Genomic DNA, 17726 nt, shown 5'->3' with positions numbered 1-17726 from the left:
GCCGTCGCCCGCCCGCCTCCGGCGCGCCCCTTCGGCCCGGGGCGCGCCGGAGCGGCCGCTACGGCAGGGTGAGGATCTCCGCGCCGTCCGCCGTGACGACCAGGGTGTGCTCGAACTGGGCGGTGCGCTTGCGGTCCTTGGTGACGACGGTCCAGCCGTCCGGCCAGATCTCGTAGTCGTAGGTGCCGAGGGTGAGCATCGGCTCGATGGTGAACGTCATGCCCGGCTTGATCACCTCGGTGGCCCGCTCGCTGTCGTAGTGCGGGATGATCAGGCCGGAGTGGAACGACGTGTTGATGCCGTGCCCGGTGAAGTCCCGCACCACGCCGTAGCCGAAGCGCTTGGCGTAGGACTCGATGACGCGTCCGATCACGTTGATCCGGCGGCCGGGCTTGACCGCCTTGATCGCCCGGTCGAGCGACTCCCGGGTCCGCTCGACCAGCAGCCGGGACTCCTCGTCCACGTCGCCGACCGGGTAGGTGGCGTTGAGGTCGCCGTGCACCCCGTGGATGTAGGCGGTGGCGTCGATGTTGACGATGTCACCGTCCTGGAGGACGGTCGAGTCCGGGATGCCGTGGCAGATGACCTCGTTGATCGAGGTGCACACCGACTTGGGGAAGCCCCGGTAGCCGAGGTCGGACGGGTAGGCGCCGTGGTCGCACATGTACTCGTGGGCGACCGCGTCCAGCGCGTCCGTGGTGACGCCGGGCGCGATCAGCTTGGCCGCCTCGGCCATCGCCCGGGCGGCGATCCCGCCGGCGATCCGCATCTTCTCGATCGTCTCGGCGGTCTGCACCTCGGGCCCGGTGTACGCCGCCGGGGCGGGCTTCCCGACGTACTCGGGGCGCGCGATGTGCGCCGGGACCTTGCGGGTGGGGGACTGGATGCCGGGTACGAGAGCCATGGCGGCGAGTCTAGTTGGCAGGCCCCGCGAGCCGTGGCCGGGCGCCGCGGTCGGGCACCGGGTGTGCGGACGGTGCCCGGGCGGGGAATGATCGGGACGACGCGACGCCGCACCGCGGACGTGAGCCGCGACCCGCCGACACGGAGGTGACCACACCATGCCCCTGGGATTCCGCCGCAGCAAGCCGACCGGCCGGCCCGGCGAGTGGTTCTACTGCATCAAGCACGGCAAGGTCGAGGAGGGGCCGGAGTGCCCGGCCAAGGACCGCCTCGGCCCGTACGCCACCCGGGAGGAGGCGGCGCACGCGCTGGAGACCGCCGAGCTGCGCAACCGGGAGTGGACCAACGACCCGCGCTGGAGCGACAGGCCCGCGGACCCGCCCGGGGAGTGAGGGGCCGGGCGCCGGCTCAGGACGCGTCCGCCGGGGCCTGGTCCGCGGCCTCCCGCTCCGCCGCCTCCCGCCGGGCCGCCGCCCGCTCGTGCTCGGCGCGGACGGCGGCCGCGTTCGGGTCGGTGCGGTCGTCGTACGCGAGCAGCCGGGGCAACGAGGTGGCCAGCGCCAGCACGCCCACCACGCAGGCGACGCCGCCGATCCACACCGAGGCCCGGACGCCCACCAGCCCGGCCATGCCGCCCGCCCGGACCTGGCCGAGCTGCGGCCCCACGGAGTAGCTGAGCAGTTCCACCCCGGCCATCCGGCCGCGCAGCTCGTCCGGGATCGACTGGTTCCACAGCGTCGAGCGGGCGATGCCGCTGATCTCGTCGGCGCCCCCCGCCGCAACCAGGCAGAGCAGCACCCACCAGACCGAGCCGGACAGGCCCGCCACCGCGATCGCCGCACCCCAGCCGAGCGCGGCGGCCAGCAGCAGCCGGCCGTGCCGGTGGACCCGGGAGGTCCAGCCGCTGGTGACCGAGACGAGCAGGGCGCCGGCCGCCGAGGCGGCGTACATCGGGCCGAGGGCCCAGTCGGCGTGCAGGTCGGCGGCCAGGAACGGGAAGATCGCCACCGGGAAGGCGAACAGCATCGCGCAGAGGTCGATCGCGTAGGTGCCCAGCAGGTCCTTGCGGCTCCACGCGTAGCGGATCCCGGTGAGCACCGCCCGCACCGAGGGCTTCTCGGCGTCGGTCGGCGGCGGGACGGCGCGGATCCGGGCGAGCAGCAGCAGCGAGGCGCCGAAGGTGGCGACGTCCAGCGCGTACGCGGTCTGCACCCCGGCGAAGGTCACCACGACGCCCGCCAGCGCTGGTCCCGCCACCGAACCGACGTTGCGGTAGAGGGAGTTGAGGGCGAAGGCGGCGGCCAGCTGGTCGTGCCGGACGACCCGCGGGGTCAGCGCGTCCAGCGACGGGCGCTGCAGGCCGTCGGCGGCGGCGACCAGCGCGGCCACCAGGTAGACCGGCCACAGCACGGGCGTCGGCAGCAGCGCGTTGACCAGCAGCAGCATGCTGAGCAGGCCGAGCCCGGCCTCCGCGAACAGCACCAGCCGGCGGCGGTCCAGGGCGTCGGCGAGGGCGCCGCCCCAGAGACCGAAGACGATCAGCGGGACCAGCTCGAAGGCGCCGACCAGGCCGACCGCGAAGGAGGAGTCGGTGAGCTCCTTGATCTGCAGCGGCACGGCGACGTAGGTGAGGAAGCTGCCGAAGCTGGTGACGCACCCGGAGAGCCAGAGCAGGCGGAAGTCCCGGGAGGAGCGCCAGGGGGAGAGGTCGGGGGCGACCGAGCGCAGCAGGGACCTCGCCCGGCCGGTCGGGGGCGGGGCGGCGTCGTTCACGAGCGACCATCCTGCGGGCCGCCCGGCCGGGCCGCAATCGATTTACGGCCCCGCCGCGCCCTACCAGCGGCTGACCGTCGGCCCCGCCGCGAGCCGCCCGGCCAGCGCCGCCAGCCGGTCCAGCGCGGCCCGCCGCGCGGGCCGCCGCCCGGCGGCGACGCTGACCAGGTGCTGCGCCAGGTCGAACGGCTCCTCCTCGGCCGTGCCGACGGCCAGCCGGCGGTGCGCCAGCCCGGCCAGGTCGGCGGACCCGGCGCCGTCCACCGCCAGCACCGTCGCGCCGTGCCGCCGGGCGTCGTGCACCCGCTCCAGCAGCGTCCCGCCGGCCGCCGCCGGGGCGACCACCAGCACCGTCGCCCCGCGCCCGGCCCCGGTCAGCCGGCCCAGGCCGTGCGCCAGGTGCGCCGGAGCCCGCTCCGGGACCCGGTGCCGCAGCAGCGTCGGGGCCAGCCGGGGGACGGCCGACCAGGCGGCCTCGTCCTCCAGATGGGCGGCCAGGTGCCAGGGCTCGTACGCCTCGGTGCCCACCAGCAGCAGTTCGCCCGCGCCGCGCCGGGAGACCGCCCGCCGCAGCTCACCGGCGAAGCCGCCGACCGCCTCCAGCCAGCCGGTGCCCTCCAACCGCTCCCGAAGTGCCGAAACTCTCACCGCGTCCATGGGCCACAGGATGACGCGAGGGCCCGGCGGTTGGCAGGATCGGGCCATGACTTCCCTCGATTCAGCGACAAACCCGGCCCACGAGCTGCCGGACGTCTCGCAGCTCGTGGTCGGTGTCCTCGGCGGCACCGGCGACCAGGGGCGGGGGCTGGCCCTGCGGCTGGCCAAGGCCGGCCAGCAGGTGATCATCGGCTCGCGCGACGCGGCCCGCGCGCAGGCCTCGGCGGACGCGATCGGCCACGGCGTGCGCGGCGCCGACAACGCCGCCACCGCCCGGGAGAGCGACATCGTGATCGTCGCGGTGCCGTGGGACGGCCACGCCGCCACGCTCACCGCGCTCCGCGAGGAGCTGGCCGGCAAGATCGTGGTGGACTGCGTCAACCCGCTCGGCTTCGACAAGCAGGGCGCCTTCGCGCTCGTCCCGGAGGAGGGCAGCGCCGCCCAGCAGGCCGCCGCCCTGCTGCCGGACTCCCGGGTGACGGCCGCCTTCCACCACCTGTCGGCGGTGCTGCTCCAGGACGAGTCGGTCGAGCGGATCGACACCGACGTGATGGTGCTCGGCGAGGAGCGGGAGGCCACCGACATCGTGCAGGCGCTGGCCGGGCGGATCCCCGGCATGCGCGGCATCTTCGCGGGACGGCTGCGCAACGCCCACCAGGTGGAGTCGCTGGTGGCGAACCTCATCTCGGTCAACCGCCGCTACAAGGCCCACGCGGGCCTGCGGATCACCGACGTCTGATCACCGGCGTCTGATCACCGGCGTCCGGACCACCGGCGTCCGGTCACCGGCTCGCCGACCTCACCCCTGGACCCGGTCCGCAGGTGAGGTCGGCGAGAATGGTGGGCGTCCGTCCACCGGCCCCAGGAGTCTGCCGCCATGCCCCGCACGTCCGTCCTCGCCTCGATCGTCGCCGTTCTCGCGCTGGCCGCCGCCGTGGTCTCGCTGGTGCAGGGCTGGTGGCTCGGCCTGATCTGGCTCCCGATGGCGGGCATCGCCAGCAACGTGCTCTGGATGAACGTGCGCCGCGAGAAGCTGGCCCGGGCGGCCGCCGAGCAGTCCTGAACCCGCGGGTCAGTCCTTCCAGAACGTGAACAGCTCGTGGCCCACCTGCGGGTAGGCGCGGTCGACGCCCAGCAGGTCCATCACGCCGTACACGGCCTCGAAGAACCAGTGGTTCACCTCGGGCTGCCAGAGCAGCGCGAAGACCGCCAGCATGCCGTACGGCGCGAACGGCTCGATCGCCCGCCGGGTCCGGTGCGACAGCCACGGCTCGACGATCCCGTAGCCGTCCAGGCCCGGGACCGGCAGCAGGTTCAGCAGGGTCGCGCTCAGCTGCAGCATGCCGAGGAAGCCCAGCGCCAGGGCGAACGGCGAGACGTTCAGCTCGAAGCCGTTCCAGACCGCGTGCACCGCCGGGTCGTCGAGCCAGCCGGCGCCGACCGGGACCAGCAGCAGCACGGCGGCGAGCAGGTTCACCAGCGGTCCGGCGGCCGAAATGAGGCTGTGCTTGAGCCGGCCCCGGACCCGGTGCCGCTCGATCCACACCGCGCCGCCGGGCAGGCCGATGCCGCCGAGCAGCACGAAGACGATCGGCAGCACGAAGCTGAGCAGCGCGTTGGCGTACTTGAAGGGGTTGAGGGTCAGGTAGCCCTTCGCGCCGACGCTGATGTCGCCGCCGTGCAACGCGGTCCGCGCGTGCGCGTACTCGTGCAGGCACAGCGAGACCATCCAGCCGGCCACCACGAACAGGAAGACCCCGAAGCGGGCGTTGCCGTACCCCTGGTGGACGGCGATGCCGGCGGTGACGAGGATCGCGAGCAGCGCCCAGAACACCGGACTGATCCGGCGGTCCTCGCTGCGGGAGCGCTGCGTGGCGGCGAAGGTCATGGTGTGGGTGCTCCGGTGGTCGGGGTCGCGTGGGGAAGGGGCAGAGGCCGATCATGCCGGGCGCGCCCGCGCCGGACAAGCCGCCCCGGATGAACGTACGGAGCCCGGTACCGGTTCCGGGAGGCGCCGGGAGTCAGGGTCGGGTCGGGGTGGGGGACCGGACAAATGTGCGTGGCCGGCCGCGCCCATCCACCAGAATGGTCCGGTGCACTACGGCATCCTCGGTACCACCACCGCCCACCACGACGACGGCACCCCGGTCCCGCTCGGCGGCGCCCGGCTGCGCGCCCTGCTCGCCGCGCTGGCGCTGCGGCACGGGCGCCCGGTGCCGGCCGACCTGCTGGTCGACGAGGTGTGGGACGCCGATCCGCCGCAGGACTCCTCGGCGGCGCTGCAGACCCTGGTCGGCCGGCTGCGCCGCACCATCGGCCGCGACCGGGTGGGCTCCGGCCCGGCCGGGTACTGGCTGACCGACCCGGTGACCGACCTCGGCGAGTTCCAGCGGCTGGCCGGCGAGGGCCGCCGGGCGCTGGAGCGCGGCGACCACGCCGAGGCCGCCGAGCGGCTGCGGGCCGCGCTCGCGCTGTGGCGCGGCCCGGTGCTCGCGGACCTGCCGGACCGCGGCGGCCCGGCCACCCGGCTGGAGGCGCAGCGCGAGGAGGCCCGCCGGCACCGGATCACCGCCGACCTCGGCCTCGGCCGGGCCGCCGAGCTGGTGGCCGAGCTCGCCGAGCTGTGCGAGCGGCAGCCGCTGGACGAGCCGCTGCAGTACCTCATGGTCCGGGCGCTGCACGAGAGCGGCCGGACGGCGGAGGCGCTGCAGCACTACGAGCGCACCCGGCGCGCGCTGGCCGACGAGCTCGGCGTCGACCCGGGGCGCCAGCTGCGGACCCTCCACGCCGAGCTGCTGGCCCCCGCCGGGGCCCCGCCCGCGGCAGCGGCGTCGGTGCCCCCCGCGGCCCCGGTGCCCCCCGCCCCGGCGCCGGCCCGCCCCGCGGGCAATCTGCGCGGCCGCCTCACCAGCTTCGTCGGCCGCGAGCACGACCTCGCCGCCCTGCGCTCGGTGCTGGGCACCAGCCGGCTGGTCACCCTGACCGGCCCCGGCGGCTCCGGCAAGACCCGCCTCTCGGTCGAGGCCGGCCGCCTGGAGCAGGCCGCCGGGCACTGGCCGGACGGCGTCTGGCTGGCCGAGCTGGCCCCGGTGGAGCGCCCGGACGCGGTGCCCGGCGCGGTGGTCTCCGCACTCGGCCTGCGCGAGACCGTCCTGCACACCGGCGGCAGCATGGTCGCCGAGGTGATCGAGGCCCGCAGCGACGACCCGGTGCGCCGGCTGGTCGAGTACTGCGGGCGCCGCCGGATGCTGCTCGTCCTGGACAACTGCGAGCACCTCATCCAGTCCGCCGCCGACCTCGCCGAGACCCTGCTCACCGAGTGCCCCGGCCTGACCGTGCTGGCCACCAGCCGCGAGCCGCTGGGCGTGCCGGGGGAGACCGTGCTGCCGGTGGAGCCGCTGCCCGACCCGGTGGCGCTGCGGCTGCTGGCCGAGCGGGCCGCCGCCGCCCGGCCCGGCTTCGACCCGCAGAGCGACCCGGAGGCGTGCGCCGAGATCTGCCGGCGGCTGGACGGCCTGCCGCTCGCCATCGAACTGGCCGCCGCCCGGCTGCGGGTGATGACCGCCCGGCAGATCGCCGACCGGCTGGACGGCCGGTTCGCCCTGCTCACCGCCGGCAGCCGCACCCTGCTGCCGCGCCAGCAGACGCTGCGCGCGGTGGTCGACTGGAGCTGGGACCTGCTCGGCAAGCAGGAGCGCGCGGTGCTGCGCCGGCTGGCGGTGTTCGCCGGCGGCTGGACGCTGGAGGCGGCCGAGGCGGTCTGCTCGGACGGCGCCGAGGTGCCCGGCGAGGAGGTCGCCGACCTGCTGCTCTCGCTGGTCGACAAGTCCCTGCTGGTCGCCGACCTGACCGGGGACGGCCCGCCGCGCTACCGGATGCTGGAGACGATCCACGAGTACGCGGTCGAGCGGCTGGCCGAGGCGCGGGAGACCGGGGCGACCGAGGCCCGGCACGTCGGGTACTTCCGCGAGCTGGTCCGCACCGCCGACCTCAACGTCCACGGCCCGGCGCAGCTGCACTGGCTGGCGGTGCTGGAGCGGGAGCACGACAACATTCGGACCGCGCTGCGCCGTGCCGTCGACCGCCGGGACGAGGGCGAGGCGCTGGTCCTGGTGCTGGGCATGAGCTGGTACTGGTCGCTGCGCGGCTTCAGCCAGGAGTCCCGCCGCTGGTACGAGGCGGTGCTGGCGATCGGCCCGGATCCGTTCGGCCCGGACGCCCGCCCGGTGCCGCTGGACCGGCCGGTGCTGGAGTACCCGCTGCCGATGCCGCCGGAGGTGGCCGCCGAGGCCCGCCGGGCGGTCGTCATGTCCCGGCTGATCAGCCTGTTCGAGGGCAACCTGGACGTGCTGGCGGACCCGGAGGCGGTCGCCCTGGCCCGGAAGATCACCGAGGCCTACACCCGGGACCTGCCGCAGGCCTACCGCTTCCCCGGGCTGATGCGGGTCTTCGGCGCCTTCCTGGTCGGGCAGCTGGACACCATGCAGGAGCTGCTGAACGACGCGGTGGAGGGCTGCCGCAGGCACGGCAGCCCCACCGACCTGGCGTTCATCCTGCAGATCCGGGCCAAGATGATGAACGACTGGCCGGACGGCGCGGCGCAGAGCACCGTGGACGGCGAGGAGTCGCTGGAGCTGTACCGCCGGGCCGGCGACCTGTGGGGGATGTCCCAGGCGCTGTCCGCGCGCGGCGAGTCGCTGGCCAACCAGGGGCGTTCGGCGGAGGCCGTCGGGGCGTACCGGCGGGCGATCGAGCTGGCCGAGGAGCTGGGCGCGCCGCAGGAGGTGCCGATGCTGCGGGTGCACCTGGGCTCGGCGATGCTGGACGAGGACATGGACGCGGGGGAGCGCGTGATCCGCGAGGCGCTGGCCGGGATCACGCCGGGCGACAAGCAGTCGACCAACGGCGCGCTGCTCTTCGGACACCTGATGCTCTGCGGCATCCAGGCCCTGCGCGGCGATCACGAGGCGGCGCTGGCGGAGCTGGACGCGCTGAACTGGACGCGGATCGGCGCGTTCGCCCCGGACGTGGTCGGCGGGATGCTGAGCGTCACCCGGGGCTGGATCACCGCCCGCGGCGGCGACCCGGACCGGGGGCTCGAACTCGTCCGGGAGGGGCGGGGGCTGCTGCGCTCGGTGTCGGCGGCCGCGAGCGGGTTCGTCGAGCAGCTGTCGGTGATGCTGCTGCCGCCGGTGATCGGGGTGCTGGAGGTCTTCGCCCGGCGCGACGGGGATCTGGACCAGGCCCGCCGGGCCGCCGTGCTGTTCGGCGCGCACGCCGGGATGAACGGGCCGCGGGGCGGTTTCCTCGACCGGGTGGAGCGCGAGCGGGCCGAGGAGAGCCTGCGGGACCTGCTCGGTGACGCGGTGTTCGAGGCGGCGGCCGCCGAGGGGCGCACGCTGTCCGTGCTGGAGGCCACCGCGCTGCTCAACCGGATGGTCGGCTGACGGCCGTTCCGCTGACGGCCGTTCGGCCGGTGCACGCCCCTGCGGCGCGCGCCCCGCGTTCCGGGACACGGCGGATCCCGGGGCGCTCCCCTCGCGCACCCCGGGGTCCGGCCGTCCGCCCACCGTTCAGGTCCGCTTGCGGAACCGGGCCACGGCGAGCGGCGCGAAGACCGCGGTGATGGCGGCCGACCAGGCCAGCACCACGAGGGTCGGGTGCGCCACCGCGCCGTGGCCGTTCATCAGGGCCCGGCAGGCGTCGGCCAGTGCGGACAGCGGGTTCACCTTGGTGAAGGCCTGCAGCCAGCCCGGCATGGTGTCGGTCGGGGCGAAGATCGAGCTGCCGAACTGCATCGGCATCAGCACCAGCATGGCGACTCCCTGGACGGCCTGGGCGCTGCGCAGGGCCATGCCCAGCAGCATCGAGATCCACACGATCGACATGCCGAACACCAGCGAGAGGCCGACCGCCGCCAGCGTCTTCAGCGGGCCGCCGTTCAGCTCGAAACCGAGGATCAGTGAGAACACGATCAGGATGGTGAAGGACAGCAGGGCGCGGCAGGTCTCCGCGGCGATCTTGGACAGCAGCACCGAGGAGCGGCCGATCGGCAGGGTGCGGAAGCGGTCCATCACGCCGGTCTGGAAGTCGCTGTTGAGACCGGTGCCGACGGCCATCGCCAGGGTGAGCCCGGTCTGCCCGAGCAGGCCGGGGATCATGTACTGCTTGTAGGCGTCCTGGCCGCCGGAGATGGCGCCGCCGAAGACGTAGACGAACAGCACCGTGAAGATGATCGGCATCAGGACGGCGTCGAACATCGACTCCGGGTCGGCCTTGATCCGCATCAGGTTGCGGCGGGTCAGCGCGCCGACGTGCCGGAGGTGGCCGGCCAGGCCGATCCCGGTGTCCTCGGCCCGGGCGGGGGCGAGCGTGGCGGTGGTCATGCGACGGGCTCCTTGACGAGGCTGGGGGCGGTGTCCGCGGTGTCCGCGGTGTCCGCGGAGGCCGGACGGTCCGCGGGCTTGCCGGTGATGGCGAGGAAGACCTCGTCGAGGCTGGGCAGCTTGGTGTCGATGCCGGCGACCGCGAAGCCGCGGGTGCCGAGCACGCCGATCACGGCGGTCAGCTGCTCGTCGGCGGTGATCGGCACCGACAGCAGGCCGGTGTCGGCGGAGAAGGTGGCGGTGATGCCGGCGTCCTGGAGGCAGCGGGCCATCTCGGGCAGCTCGGCCGGGTGCGCCGGGCGCACCTGGAGGGTCCGGCCGCCCACCTGGGCCTTGAGCTCGGAGATGCCGCCGGCGGCGATCACCCGGCCGCGGTCGATGACGGTCAGTTCGCCGGCGAGCTGCTCGGCCTCCTCCATGTACTGGGTGGTGAGCAGCACGGTGGAGCCCTCGGCGACCATCCGCTGGACCTCGTCCCAGACCTCGTTGCGGGTGCGCGGGTCCAGGCCGGTGGTGGGCTCGTCCAGGTAGAGCACCCGGGGCCGGCCGATCATCGAGGCGGCGAGGTCGAGGCGGCGGCGCATGCCGCCGGAGTAGGTCTTGGCCGGCCGCTTGGCGGCCTCGGTGAGCGAGAACCGCTCCAGCAGTTCGGTGGCGCGGGCCTTGGCGTCGCGGCGGGGGAGGTCGAGCAGCCGGCCGATGAGGTAGAGGTTCTCGTAGCCGGAGAGCAGTTCGTCGACCGAGGCGTACTGGCCGGTGAGGCCGATGGTGCGGCGCAGCTGCTTGGGCTGGCGCAGCACGTCGTAGCCGCCGACGAAGGCGGTGCCGGCGTCGGGCTTGATCAGCGTGGACAGGACGCGGACCAGGGTGGTCTTGCCGGCCCCGTTGGGGCCGAGCACACCGAGGACGGTCCCCTCGCGGACGGTGAGGTCGACCCCGTCGAGGGCCTTGGTCTCGCCGAAGTGCTTGACGATGCCGTGGACCTCGACGGCGTTCCCCGCGGCGGGCCCCCGGTCGTTCGGGGCGGTGGAGATTCGTGTCATGCCCCAAGGCTGTCCGCCCCGGCTGTCAGCCCGCTGTCAGGGGCCGTTCCGGTGCGGCGCCGGGCCGGCGGGGCGCTGTCGGCCCGCTGTCACGCCGCTGTCACCGGGGTGCGGGCCCCGCCGGGGGCGGGCCCCCCGGGCGGGGGGGGTGAGGGGGAGGGGGGGTCCCGCGCCGGGCGGGCGCCGCCCCGCCCCGCCACCGCCGAGGCGCGGGCGGCGTCGCCGAGGACGGCCCGCAGGTTGGCGTACTGCTTGACGAACTTGGGCACCCGGCCCGCGGTCATCCCGGCGAAGTCGGTCCAGACCAGCACCTGGGCGTCGCAGTCCGCGCCGGCGCCGATGCCGACGGTGGGGACGGCGAGCTGCTCGGTGACCTGCCGGGCCAGCTCGGCGGGCACCGCCTCCAGCACCACCGCGAAGGCGCCGGCCTGCTGCACCGCCTTGGCGTCGCGCAGCAGCTGGTGCGCGGCCTCGTCGCCGCGGCCCTGGACGGGGTAGCCGCCGAAGGCGTGCACGGACTGCGGGGTGAGGCCGATGTGGGCCATCACCGGGACGCCGGCCTCGACCAGCAGCTCGATCGAGCGGGCGCTGCGCTCCCCGCCCTCCAGCTTGACCGCGCCGACCCCGGCCTCCTTCATCAGCCGGGCCGCGTTGCGCATCGCCTGGGCCGGGGACTCCTGGTACGAGCCGAACGGCAGGTCGGCGACGATCATGGCCCGCTCGGTGCCGCGGACGACGGCGGCGGCGAGCATCACCATCTGATCCATGGTCACCGGCACGGTGGTCTCGTAGCCGAGGTGGCAGTTGCCGGCGGAGTCGCCGACCAGCAGGACGGGGGTGCCGGCCTCGTCGAAGACGCCCGCGGTGAGGGCGTCGTAGGCGGTCAGCATCGACCACTTCTCACCGCGCTGCTTGGCGGCGGCGAGGTCGCGGACGGTGACGCGGCGGTTGGTGACCCCACCGTAGAGGGTGGCGGTCGTCGTCGCCCGGTTCTGGGCAGGCGAGGGCGAAGAAGCGTTCATCGAACAGGCTCCTGAAGGGTTGTCGTCTCGTGGCGCCGTGCGGCGTCCCCGGATCACCTCCATGCTTGCACGGCCCGGCGCGGGCGCAAAAGGGGCGGGAGTCACTCCGCTTGCGAAGGCCCGCCCCGGGGCGCCGGTGAGTCTTTGCCGCGGCTTTACGATACGGATTCGTCTCGTATCGAAAAGCTCGCTACGCTGGCCGAGGGGGGTTACGAGACGATCGCGGATCGAAATGCCCGCCAGTGTCACGCCGTACCACGACGGGAAGAATCCATGACCACCGCAGCCCCGCCACCCCGGGTGCCGGAAGCCATCCACCGCCGACGCTGGGCGATCCTGTGCACCCTGGTGCTCGCCCTGCTCGTCGTCGTCCTCGACAACTCGATCCTCAACGTCGCGATGAAGACCATCGCGTCCCCGGCGCCCACCGGCATCGGCGCCAGCCAGAGCGACCTGGAATGGTCGATCAACTCCTACACCCTGGTCTTCGCCGGACTGCTGTTCACCTCCGGCCTGCTCGGCGACCGCTTCGGCCGGAAGCGGGCGCTGCTGGCCGGCATGGCCGTCTTCGGCGTCGCCTCGCTGCTCTCCGCGCTCGCCAGTACGCCGGGCGAGCTGATCGGCTACCGCGCGCTGATGGGCGTCGGCGGTGCGCTGGCCATGCCGGCCACGCTCGCCATCATCATGAACGTCTTCGAGCGCTCCGAGCAGCCCAAGGCGATCGGCATCTGGGCCGGCGCCGTCGGCCTGGCCATCGCGATCGGCCCGATCACCGGCGGCCTGCTGATCGAGCACTTCTGGTGGGGCTCGGTCTTCCTGGTCAACGTGCCGATCGTGGTCGTGGCCCTGATCGCCATGGCGGTGCTGGTCCCCGAGTCCAAGGACCCCGACCCGGGCCGGATGGACCCGGTCGGCGTGCTGCTGTCCATCGTCGGCCTGGTGGCGCTGATCTACGGCATCATCAAGGGCGGCGAGCTGGCCGACTTCACCGCCGTCGAGGCCTGGGGCCCGGTGCTGGTGGGCCTGCTGGCGCTGGCCGCCTTCGTGCTCCACGAGCGCCGCGCCGCGCACCCCGCGCTGGACGTCAACTGGTTCCGCAACAAGGTGTTCAGCGCCTCGGTGGTGGTGATCGGCGTGGTCTTCTTCGCGCTGATGGGCGTCTCGTTCTTCGGCGTCTTCTACACCCAGAGCGTGCGCGGCTACAGCGCGCTGGAGGCCGGGGTGCTGATGCTGCCGCTGGCCGCCGCCCAGCTGGTGTTCGCCCCGCGCGCCCGGCTGGTGGTCGACCGCTTCGGCGTCCGCGCCACCTGCGCCGTCGGCATGCTGTTCATCGCGGCCGGCTTCCTCGGCTACCTGCTGCTGGGCGCCACCACCCCGATCTGGGTGCTGGTCGTGCTCGGCCTGCTGATGGGCGTCGGCATGGCGCACGTCATGCCGCCGATCACCGTCGCGATCATGGGCTCGCTGCCCCGTGAGAAGGCGGGCGCCGGCTCGGCGGTCAACAACACCTTCCGCCAGGTCGGCGGCTCGCTCGGGGTCGCCGTCCTCGGGGCGGTGCTCTCCACCGTCTACCGCGACGGGATCTCCGACAAGCTCGACCGGCTGCCCAGCGCCGAGCTGCGGGACAAGGCGGGGGAGTCGCTGGAGGCCACCCTGGCGGTCGCCGCCCGGCTGGGCGACCGGGGCACGGAGCTGATCGGCCCGGCCAACGACTCCTTCATCCACGCCATGCACGTGGTGGCCGCGCTCTCCGCCGGGATCACCCTGGTCGGCGCGCTGCTGGCCTGGTTCCTGCTGCCGGGCAAGGTCCCGGCGGGCGCCCCCGGCGGTCCCGGTGGTCCGGGTGGTCCGGCCGGCGCGAAGCAGGCGGACGCGCCGGACACGACGGTCCGCAGCGCGGCGGCCGCGGACGCCTGAGCCGCCGGCACCTGGCCCGCGGACGTCCGACCTGCGACGATCGGTCCGCGCTCCCGGGCCGGGCACGTCCGCCCCGGGGTCGCGCTGAGCGAGAATGGGGCCCTGGCACCGGGAACCCGCCGGCGCCAGGGCCCACGAGCGCGTGCGTCCCCCGCCCCTGCGCCGGGCGGGAGCCCCACCACCGGGAGATGTGAGATGAAGACCGAGCCGACGGCCGCGCCGCCGCCCTGCACCGGCCCGCGCCGGGGCAGGCCCCGCAGCGAGGCCGCCGAGCAGGCGATCTTCGCCGCCGTCGAGGAGCAGATGGCGGCCGGCACCAGCCTGTCCGAGCTGACCATCGAGGGCATCGCCACCGGCGCCGGCGTGGGCAAGGCCACCATCTACCGGCGCTGGCCCAACAAGGAGGCCCTGCTGGTCGACATGGTCAGCAGGATGGAGGAGCCGCTGCCCGAGTCCACCGGCTCGATCCGCGGCGACCTCGTCGCAATGATCGAGTACATGCGGCTGCGCGGGCTCGCCAAGCGCTCCCGCTGGGTGCTCAAGGCGGCGCTCGGCCAGATGCACGGCTGGCCCGAACTGCACGCCGCCTACCGCGAACGGGTGATCGTGCCGCGCCGGGAGGCCGCCCACGAGGTCATCCGCCGGGGCGTCGCCGGGGGCGAGCTGCGCGCCGACCTCGACGAGGAACTGCTCGCCGACCTGCTGATCGGCCCGATCCTGGCCCGCAGCATCCTGTGGGACGACTCCGACCTGGACGACCCCGAACTCGCCGAGCGGATGGTCGACGCGCTGCTCATGGGCCTGGCCGGCCCCGCCCTGCGCCCGCCCGTGCCCGCCTGACCGCCCCCGGCCCGCCGCGCGACCGCCGCCCCCGCGCACGTGGCCTGGCTCACCAACCGGGCCACGCCGGAACCCCGGTCCACCGGCCGGACGTCTGTCCCGGCATAGGCTGAGCCGGGAATCCGGCCAAACCCGCACCAGTCCGGCACGCCCTCCCGCCACCCGGCGGAGGCCCGCTCCGGACGGGCCGCGGGCGGGCGGACGGCGCGAACGACGGGAGCCACGGCATGGCGCAGGCGGACAGGGCGGACCGGGTGGTCACGGCGGAGGCCGGCGACCCGGGATCCGGCCGGCGCCCCGCGGCCGGACTCCTCGGGGTGCGGCGCTGGGGCCGGGACGCCCGCGGCGCCACCGCCTGGCGGCGCGGTCTGGTGCTCGCCGTCCTGGCCCTGCTCACCGGTGCCCTGATGGCCTTCCACTCCGAGGTGCCCAACAGCACCGGCAACCTCGGCAGCCTGCTGGAGACCTTCCTGCCCTGGGTGGGCCTGGCCGTGCCGGTGCTGCTCGTCCCCGCCCTGCTGCGCCGCTCCGCCACCGCGCTGCTCGCACTGCTGGTGCCGACGGTGATCTGGACCAACATGTTCGGCGGCCTGCTCACCGACAAGAGCGGCGGCGCCGGCGACTTCACGGTGGTCAGCCACAACGTGGCCGCCCTCAACGCCGACCCGCAGGGCACCGTCCGGATGCTGGAGGAGTCCGGGGCGCAGATCGTCGCGCTCCAGGAGCTGGCCGGCCGGCCGCTGCGCGCCTACGAGTCCGGGCTGGCCGGCAGCTACCCGTACCACGCCGTCGAGGGCACCGTCGGGCTCTGGTCCAAGTACCCGATCGGCGACGTCCGGGTGGTGGACATCAAGATGGGCTGGACCAGGGCGTTCCGGGCCGAGGTCAGCACCCCGCAGGGCCCGCTCGCGGTGTACGTCGCGCACCTGCCGTCGGTCCGGCTCCGGGCCGAGGGCGGTTTCACCGTCAACCAGCGGGACGTCAGCGCCCAGGCGCTCGGCGACGCGATCCAGGCCGAGCCGGTGAAGAAGGTGCTGCTGCTCGGCGACCTCAACGGCACCATGAACGACCGCAGCCTGGCGCCGGTCACCTCGCAGATGCGCTCGGCCCAGGGCGCGGCCGGCGACGGCTTCGGCTTCAGCTGGCCGGCCTCGTTCCCGATGGCCCGGATCGACCAGATCATGAGCAAGGGCGGGCTGACGCCCACCGACTCGCGGACCCTGGAGCGGGACGGCAGCGACCACCTCGCGGTGGCCGCCACCTACCGCTACTGAGGTCCCCGCTCAGCCCTGGCGCCACCGGTTGGTGATCGGCAGCCGGCGGTCCCGGCCGAAGCCCTTGACCGAGATCTTCGGGCCCGGCGGGTACTGCCGCCGCTTGTACTCGGCGGTGTCCACCAGCCGCACCACCCGGTCCACCACGGCCGGGTCGAAGCCCGCCGCCACGATCGCGTCCCGGCCCTGGTCGCCCTCGACGTACAGGTCCAGGACGGTGTCCAGCAGGTCGTAGTCGGGCAGCGAGTCGGTGTCCTTCTGGTCCGGCCGCAGCTCGGCGGACGGCGGCTTGGAGATGGTGTTCTCCGGGATCGGCGGGACTTCGCCGAGCCGCTCGGCCTCCTCGTTGCGCCAGCGCGCCAGCCGGAAGATCAGCGACTTGTAGACGTCCTTGATCGGGCCGAACGCGCCGACCGAGTCGCCGTACAGGGTGGAGTAGCCGACCGCGAGCTCGCTCTTGTTGCCGGGCGCGAGCACGATGTGCCCCTCCTGGTTGGAGATCGCCATCAGCAGGGTGCCGCGCAGCCGGGACTGCAGGTTCTCCTCGGCCAGGCCGGTCAGCTCGGTGGCCGCCATGTAGGCGTCGAACATCGGGGCGATCGGCACGGTGCGGAAGTTCAGCCCGGTGCGGCGGGCCAGCTCGGCCGCGTCGTCCCGGGAGTGCTGCGAGGAGTAGCGGCTCGGCATCGAGACGCAGTGCACGTTCCCGGCGCCCAGCGCGTCCACCGCGAGGGCGGCCACCAGGGCCGAGTCGATGCCGCCGGACAGGCCGATCAGCACCGAGCGGAAGCCGTTCTTGCGGACGTAGGCCCGGGTGCCGGAGACCAGCGCGGACCAGATCTCCGCCTCGTCGCTCAGCCGCGGCGCCACCTCGGCGCGGACCGGCGCGGCGGGCGCCGGGGCCGGCTCGCCGCCCAGCTCGGCGCGGACCAGGTGCAGGCCGTCGGCCAGCAGCAGCCCGTCGGTGTGGTCGCTGCTCGCGGCCGGCAGGTCGAGGTCCAGCACCAGCAGGTGCTCCTCGAACTGCGGCGAGCGGGCCAGCACCTCGCCGTCCGGGGCGACCACGATCGAGTCGCCGTCGAAGACCAGCTCGTCCTGGCCGCCGACCATGTTCACGTACGCGAGCGTGCAGCCCGCCTCGGCGGACCGGCGGCGGACCAGCTCCAGCCGGGCGTCGTCCTTGTTCCGCTCGTACGGCGAACCGTTGATCACCAGCAGCAGGCCGGCCCCGGCCTCGCGGGCGGCCGTCACCCGGCCGCCGTCCTGCCAGATGTCCTCGCAGATCGCCAGCGCGACGTCCACCCCGTGCAGCCGCAGCACCGGCAGCTGGTCACCGGGGACGAACCAGCGGTACTCGTCGAACACGCCGTAGTTCGGCAGGTGGTGCTTGGCGAACCGGGTGACCACCTCGCCCCGGAACAGCACGGCGGCGCAGTTCTGCGGCGAGCCGGCCGGCCGGCCGAACCGCGGCGAGGCCTGCTCGGAGCGGCCGAGGTAGCCCACCACGACGGGCACCTCGCCGAGTCCCTCCGCGGCGAGCCGGGCGGCCAGCTCGACCAGCCCGGCCCGCGACGCCTCGACGAAGGAACGGCGCAGCGCGAGGTCCTCGACCGGGTACCCGGTCAGGGCCATCTCGGGGAACGCGACCAGCTGGGCACCGGCCTCGGCGGCCCGCTTGGTCCAGTGGATCACCTCATCGCTGTTGCGTGCGAGGTCACCGACCCACGGGTCGGTCTGGCAGAGGGCGAGACGGAGATTGGGCATGGAACCGAGTCTAATCGTCGATCTGACGCAATGTCTCGGCCGGGGTCGCCGCTGCCCCCGGGCGCGGTGATCCGCCATGATGGGGAGGGCCGCCTCCGGGTGGGTTCCGGGCGTAACACGGACGTAAAGAGCAGAGGTGAGACTGTC

At 74.3% G+C, this 17726-nt stretch carries 15 protein-coding genes; 7 read left to right on the top strand and 8 right to left on the bottom strand.

The features are described 5' to 3' along the window. Positions 1 to 58: 58 nt before the first annotated feature. Complete coding sequence (gene map, locus ACF1AK_RS01895; protein ID WP_391496803.1) at positions 59 to 904, bottom strand: type I methionyl aminopeptidase; 846 nt, start codon at positions 902 to 904, stop codon at positions 59 to 61. Between the two features lie 157 nt (positions 905 to 1061). Between map and ACF1AK_RS01890 the strand changes: the two genes are divergently transcribed. Further along, on the top strand, positions 1062 to 1295 hold the full coding sequence (locus ACF1AK_RS01890; RefSeq protein ID WP_380295158.1) for a hypothetical protein: 234 nt from the start codon (positions 1062 to 1064) through the stop codon (positions 1293 to 1295). 16 nt (positions 1296 to 1311) lie between these two features. Here the strand turns inward: ACF1AK_RS01890 and ACF1AK_RS01885 are convergent, their stop codons facing one another. Then, positions 1312 to 2676, bottom strand: a complete 1365-nt coding sequence (locus ACF1AK_RS01885) for an MFS transporter (RefSeq protein ID WP_391496802.1) — start codon at positions 2674 to 2676, stop codon at positions 1312 to 1314. 60 nt (positions 2677 to 2736) lie between these two features. Next, positions 2737 to 3333 carry a hypothetical protein gene (locus ACF1AK_RS01880; RefSeq protein ID WP_391496801.1) on the bottom strand — a complete coding sequence of 199 codons (597 nt, stop codon included), beginning with the start codon at positions 3331 to 3333 and terminating at the stop codon, positions 2737 to 2739. A 46-nt stretch (positions 3334 to 3379) separates the two neighbouring features. On the opposite strand from ACF1AK_RS01880, the gene npdG reads away from it, so the two are divergent. Further along, positions 3380 to 4072 (top strand): NADPH-dependent F420 reductase, encoded by a 693-nt coding sequence (gene npdG / locus ACF1AK_RS01875; protein WP_391496800.1) that lies wholly within the window; start codon positions 3380 to 3382, stop codon positions 4070 to 4072. Between the two features lie 138 nt (positions 4073 to 4210). Next, complete coding sequence (locus ACF1AK_RS01870) at positions 4211 to 4396, top strand: hypothetical protein (RefSeq protein WP_380295165.1); 186 nt, start codon at positions 4211 to 4213, stop codon at positions 4394 to 4396. A gap of 9 nt (positions 4397 to 4405) precedes the next feature. Here ACF1AK_RS01870 and ACF1AK_RS01865 read toward each other — a convergent pair whose 3' ends face one another. Next, entirely contained in the window at positions 4406 to 5221 is an 816-nt protein-coding gene (locus ACF1AK_RS01865) for a site-2 protease family protein (RefSeq protein ID WP_391496799.1), read from the bottom strand. 205 nt (positions 5222 to 5426) lie between these two features. Between ACF1AK_RS01865 and ACF1AK_RS01860 the strand changes: the two genes are divergently transcribed. Then, the gene (locus tag ACF1AK_RS01860; RefSeq protein WP_391496798.1) at positions 5427 to 8780 is read left to right on the top strand and encodes a BTAD domain-containing putative transcriptional regulator; all 3354 of its coding nucleotides are present in this window, start codon (positions 5427 to 5429) and stop codon (positions 8778 to 8780) included. A gap of 126 nt (positions 8781 to 8906) precedes the next feature. Here ACF1AK_RS01860 and ACF1AK_RS01855 read toward each other — a convergent pair whose 3' ends face one another. From ACF1AK_RS01855 to panB, 3 genes are all read right to left on the bottom strand, one after another. After that, positions 8907 to 9719: an ABC transporter permease gene (locus tag ACF1AK_RS01855; protein WP_391496797.1), complete on the bottom strand. Its 813-nt coding sequence runs from the start codon at positions 9717 to 9719 to the stop codon at positions 8907 to 8909. After that, complete coding sequence (locus ACF1AK_RS01850; RefSeq protein ID WP_391496796.1) at positions 9716 to 10762, bottom strand: ATP-binding cassette domain-containing protein; 1047 nt, start codon at positions 10760 to 10762, stop codon at positions 9716 to 9718. Before ACF1AK_RS01850 ends, ACF1AK_RS01855 begins: the two co-directional genes overlap by 4 nt. A gap of 89 nt (positions 10763 to 10851) precedes the next feature. Then, a complete protein-coding gene (gene panB, locus ACF1AK_RS01845) occupies positions 10852 to 11784 on the bottom strand; it encodes a 3-methyl-2-oxobutanoate hydroxymethyltransferase (RefSeq protein ID WP_391496795.1) in 933 nt (310 codons plus the stop codon). A 273-nt stretch (positions 11785 to 12057) separates the two neighbouring features. Here panB and ACF1AK_RS01840 point away from each other — a divergent pair, with 273 nt between their 5' ends. From ACF1AK_RS01840 to ACF1AK_RS01830, 3 genes are all read left to right on the top strand, one after another. After that, complete coding sequence (locus ACF1AK_RS01840) at positions 12058 to 13701, top strand: MFS transporter (protein ID WP_391496794.1); 1644 nt, start codon at positions 12058 to 12060, stop codon at positions 13699 to 13701. A 195-nt stretch (positions 13702 to 13896) separates the two neighbouring features. Then, on the top strand, positions 13897 to 14541 hold the full coding sequence (locus ACF1AK_RS01835) for a TetR/AcrR family transcriptional regulator (protein WP_391496793.1): 645 nt from the start codon (positions 13897 to 13899) through the stop codon (positions 14539 to 14541). Between the two features lie 227 nt (positions 14542 to 14768). Further along, complete coding sequence (locus ACF1AK_RS01830; protein WP_391496792.1) at positions 14769 to 15815, top strand: endonuclease/exonuclease/phosphatase family protein; 1047 nt, start codon at positions 14769 to 14771, stop codon at positions 15813 to 15815. A 9-nt stretch (positions 15816 to 15824) separates the two neighbouring features. Here the strand turns inward: ACF1AK_RS01830 and ACF1AK_RS01825 are convergent, their stop codons facing one another. Then, entirely contained in the window at positions 15825 to 17579 is a 1755-nt protein-coding gene (locus tag ACF1AK_RS01825; protein ID WP_391496791.1) for an NAD+ synthase, read from the bottom strand. Positions 17580 to 17726: the final 147 nt, after the last annotated feature.

This window comes from Kitasatospora sp. NPDC015120, assembly GCF_043080305.1.
Classification (GTDB): Bacteria; Actinomycetota; Actinomycetes; order Streptomycetales; family Streptomycetaceae; genus Kitasatospora.
The sequence above is the reverse complement of the archived record's forward strand: the minus strand, read 5'-3'. Positions and strand labels throughout refer to the sequence as shown.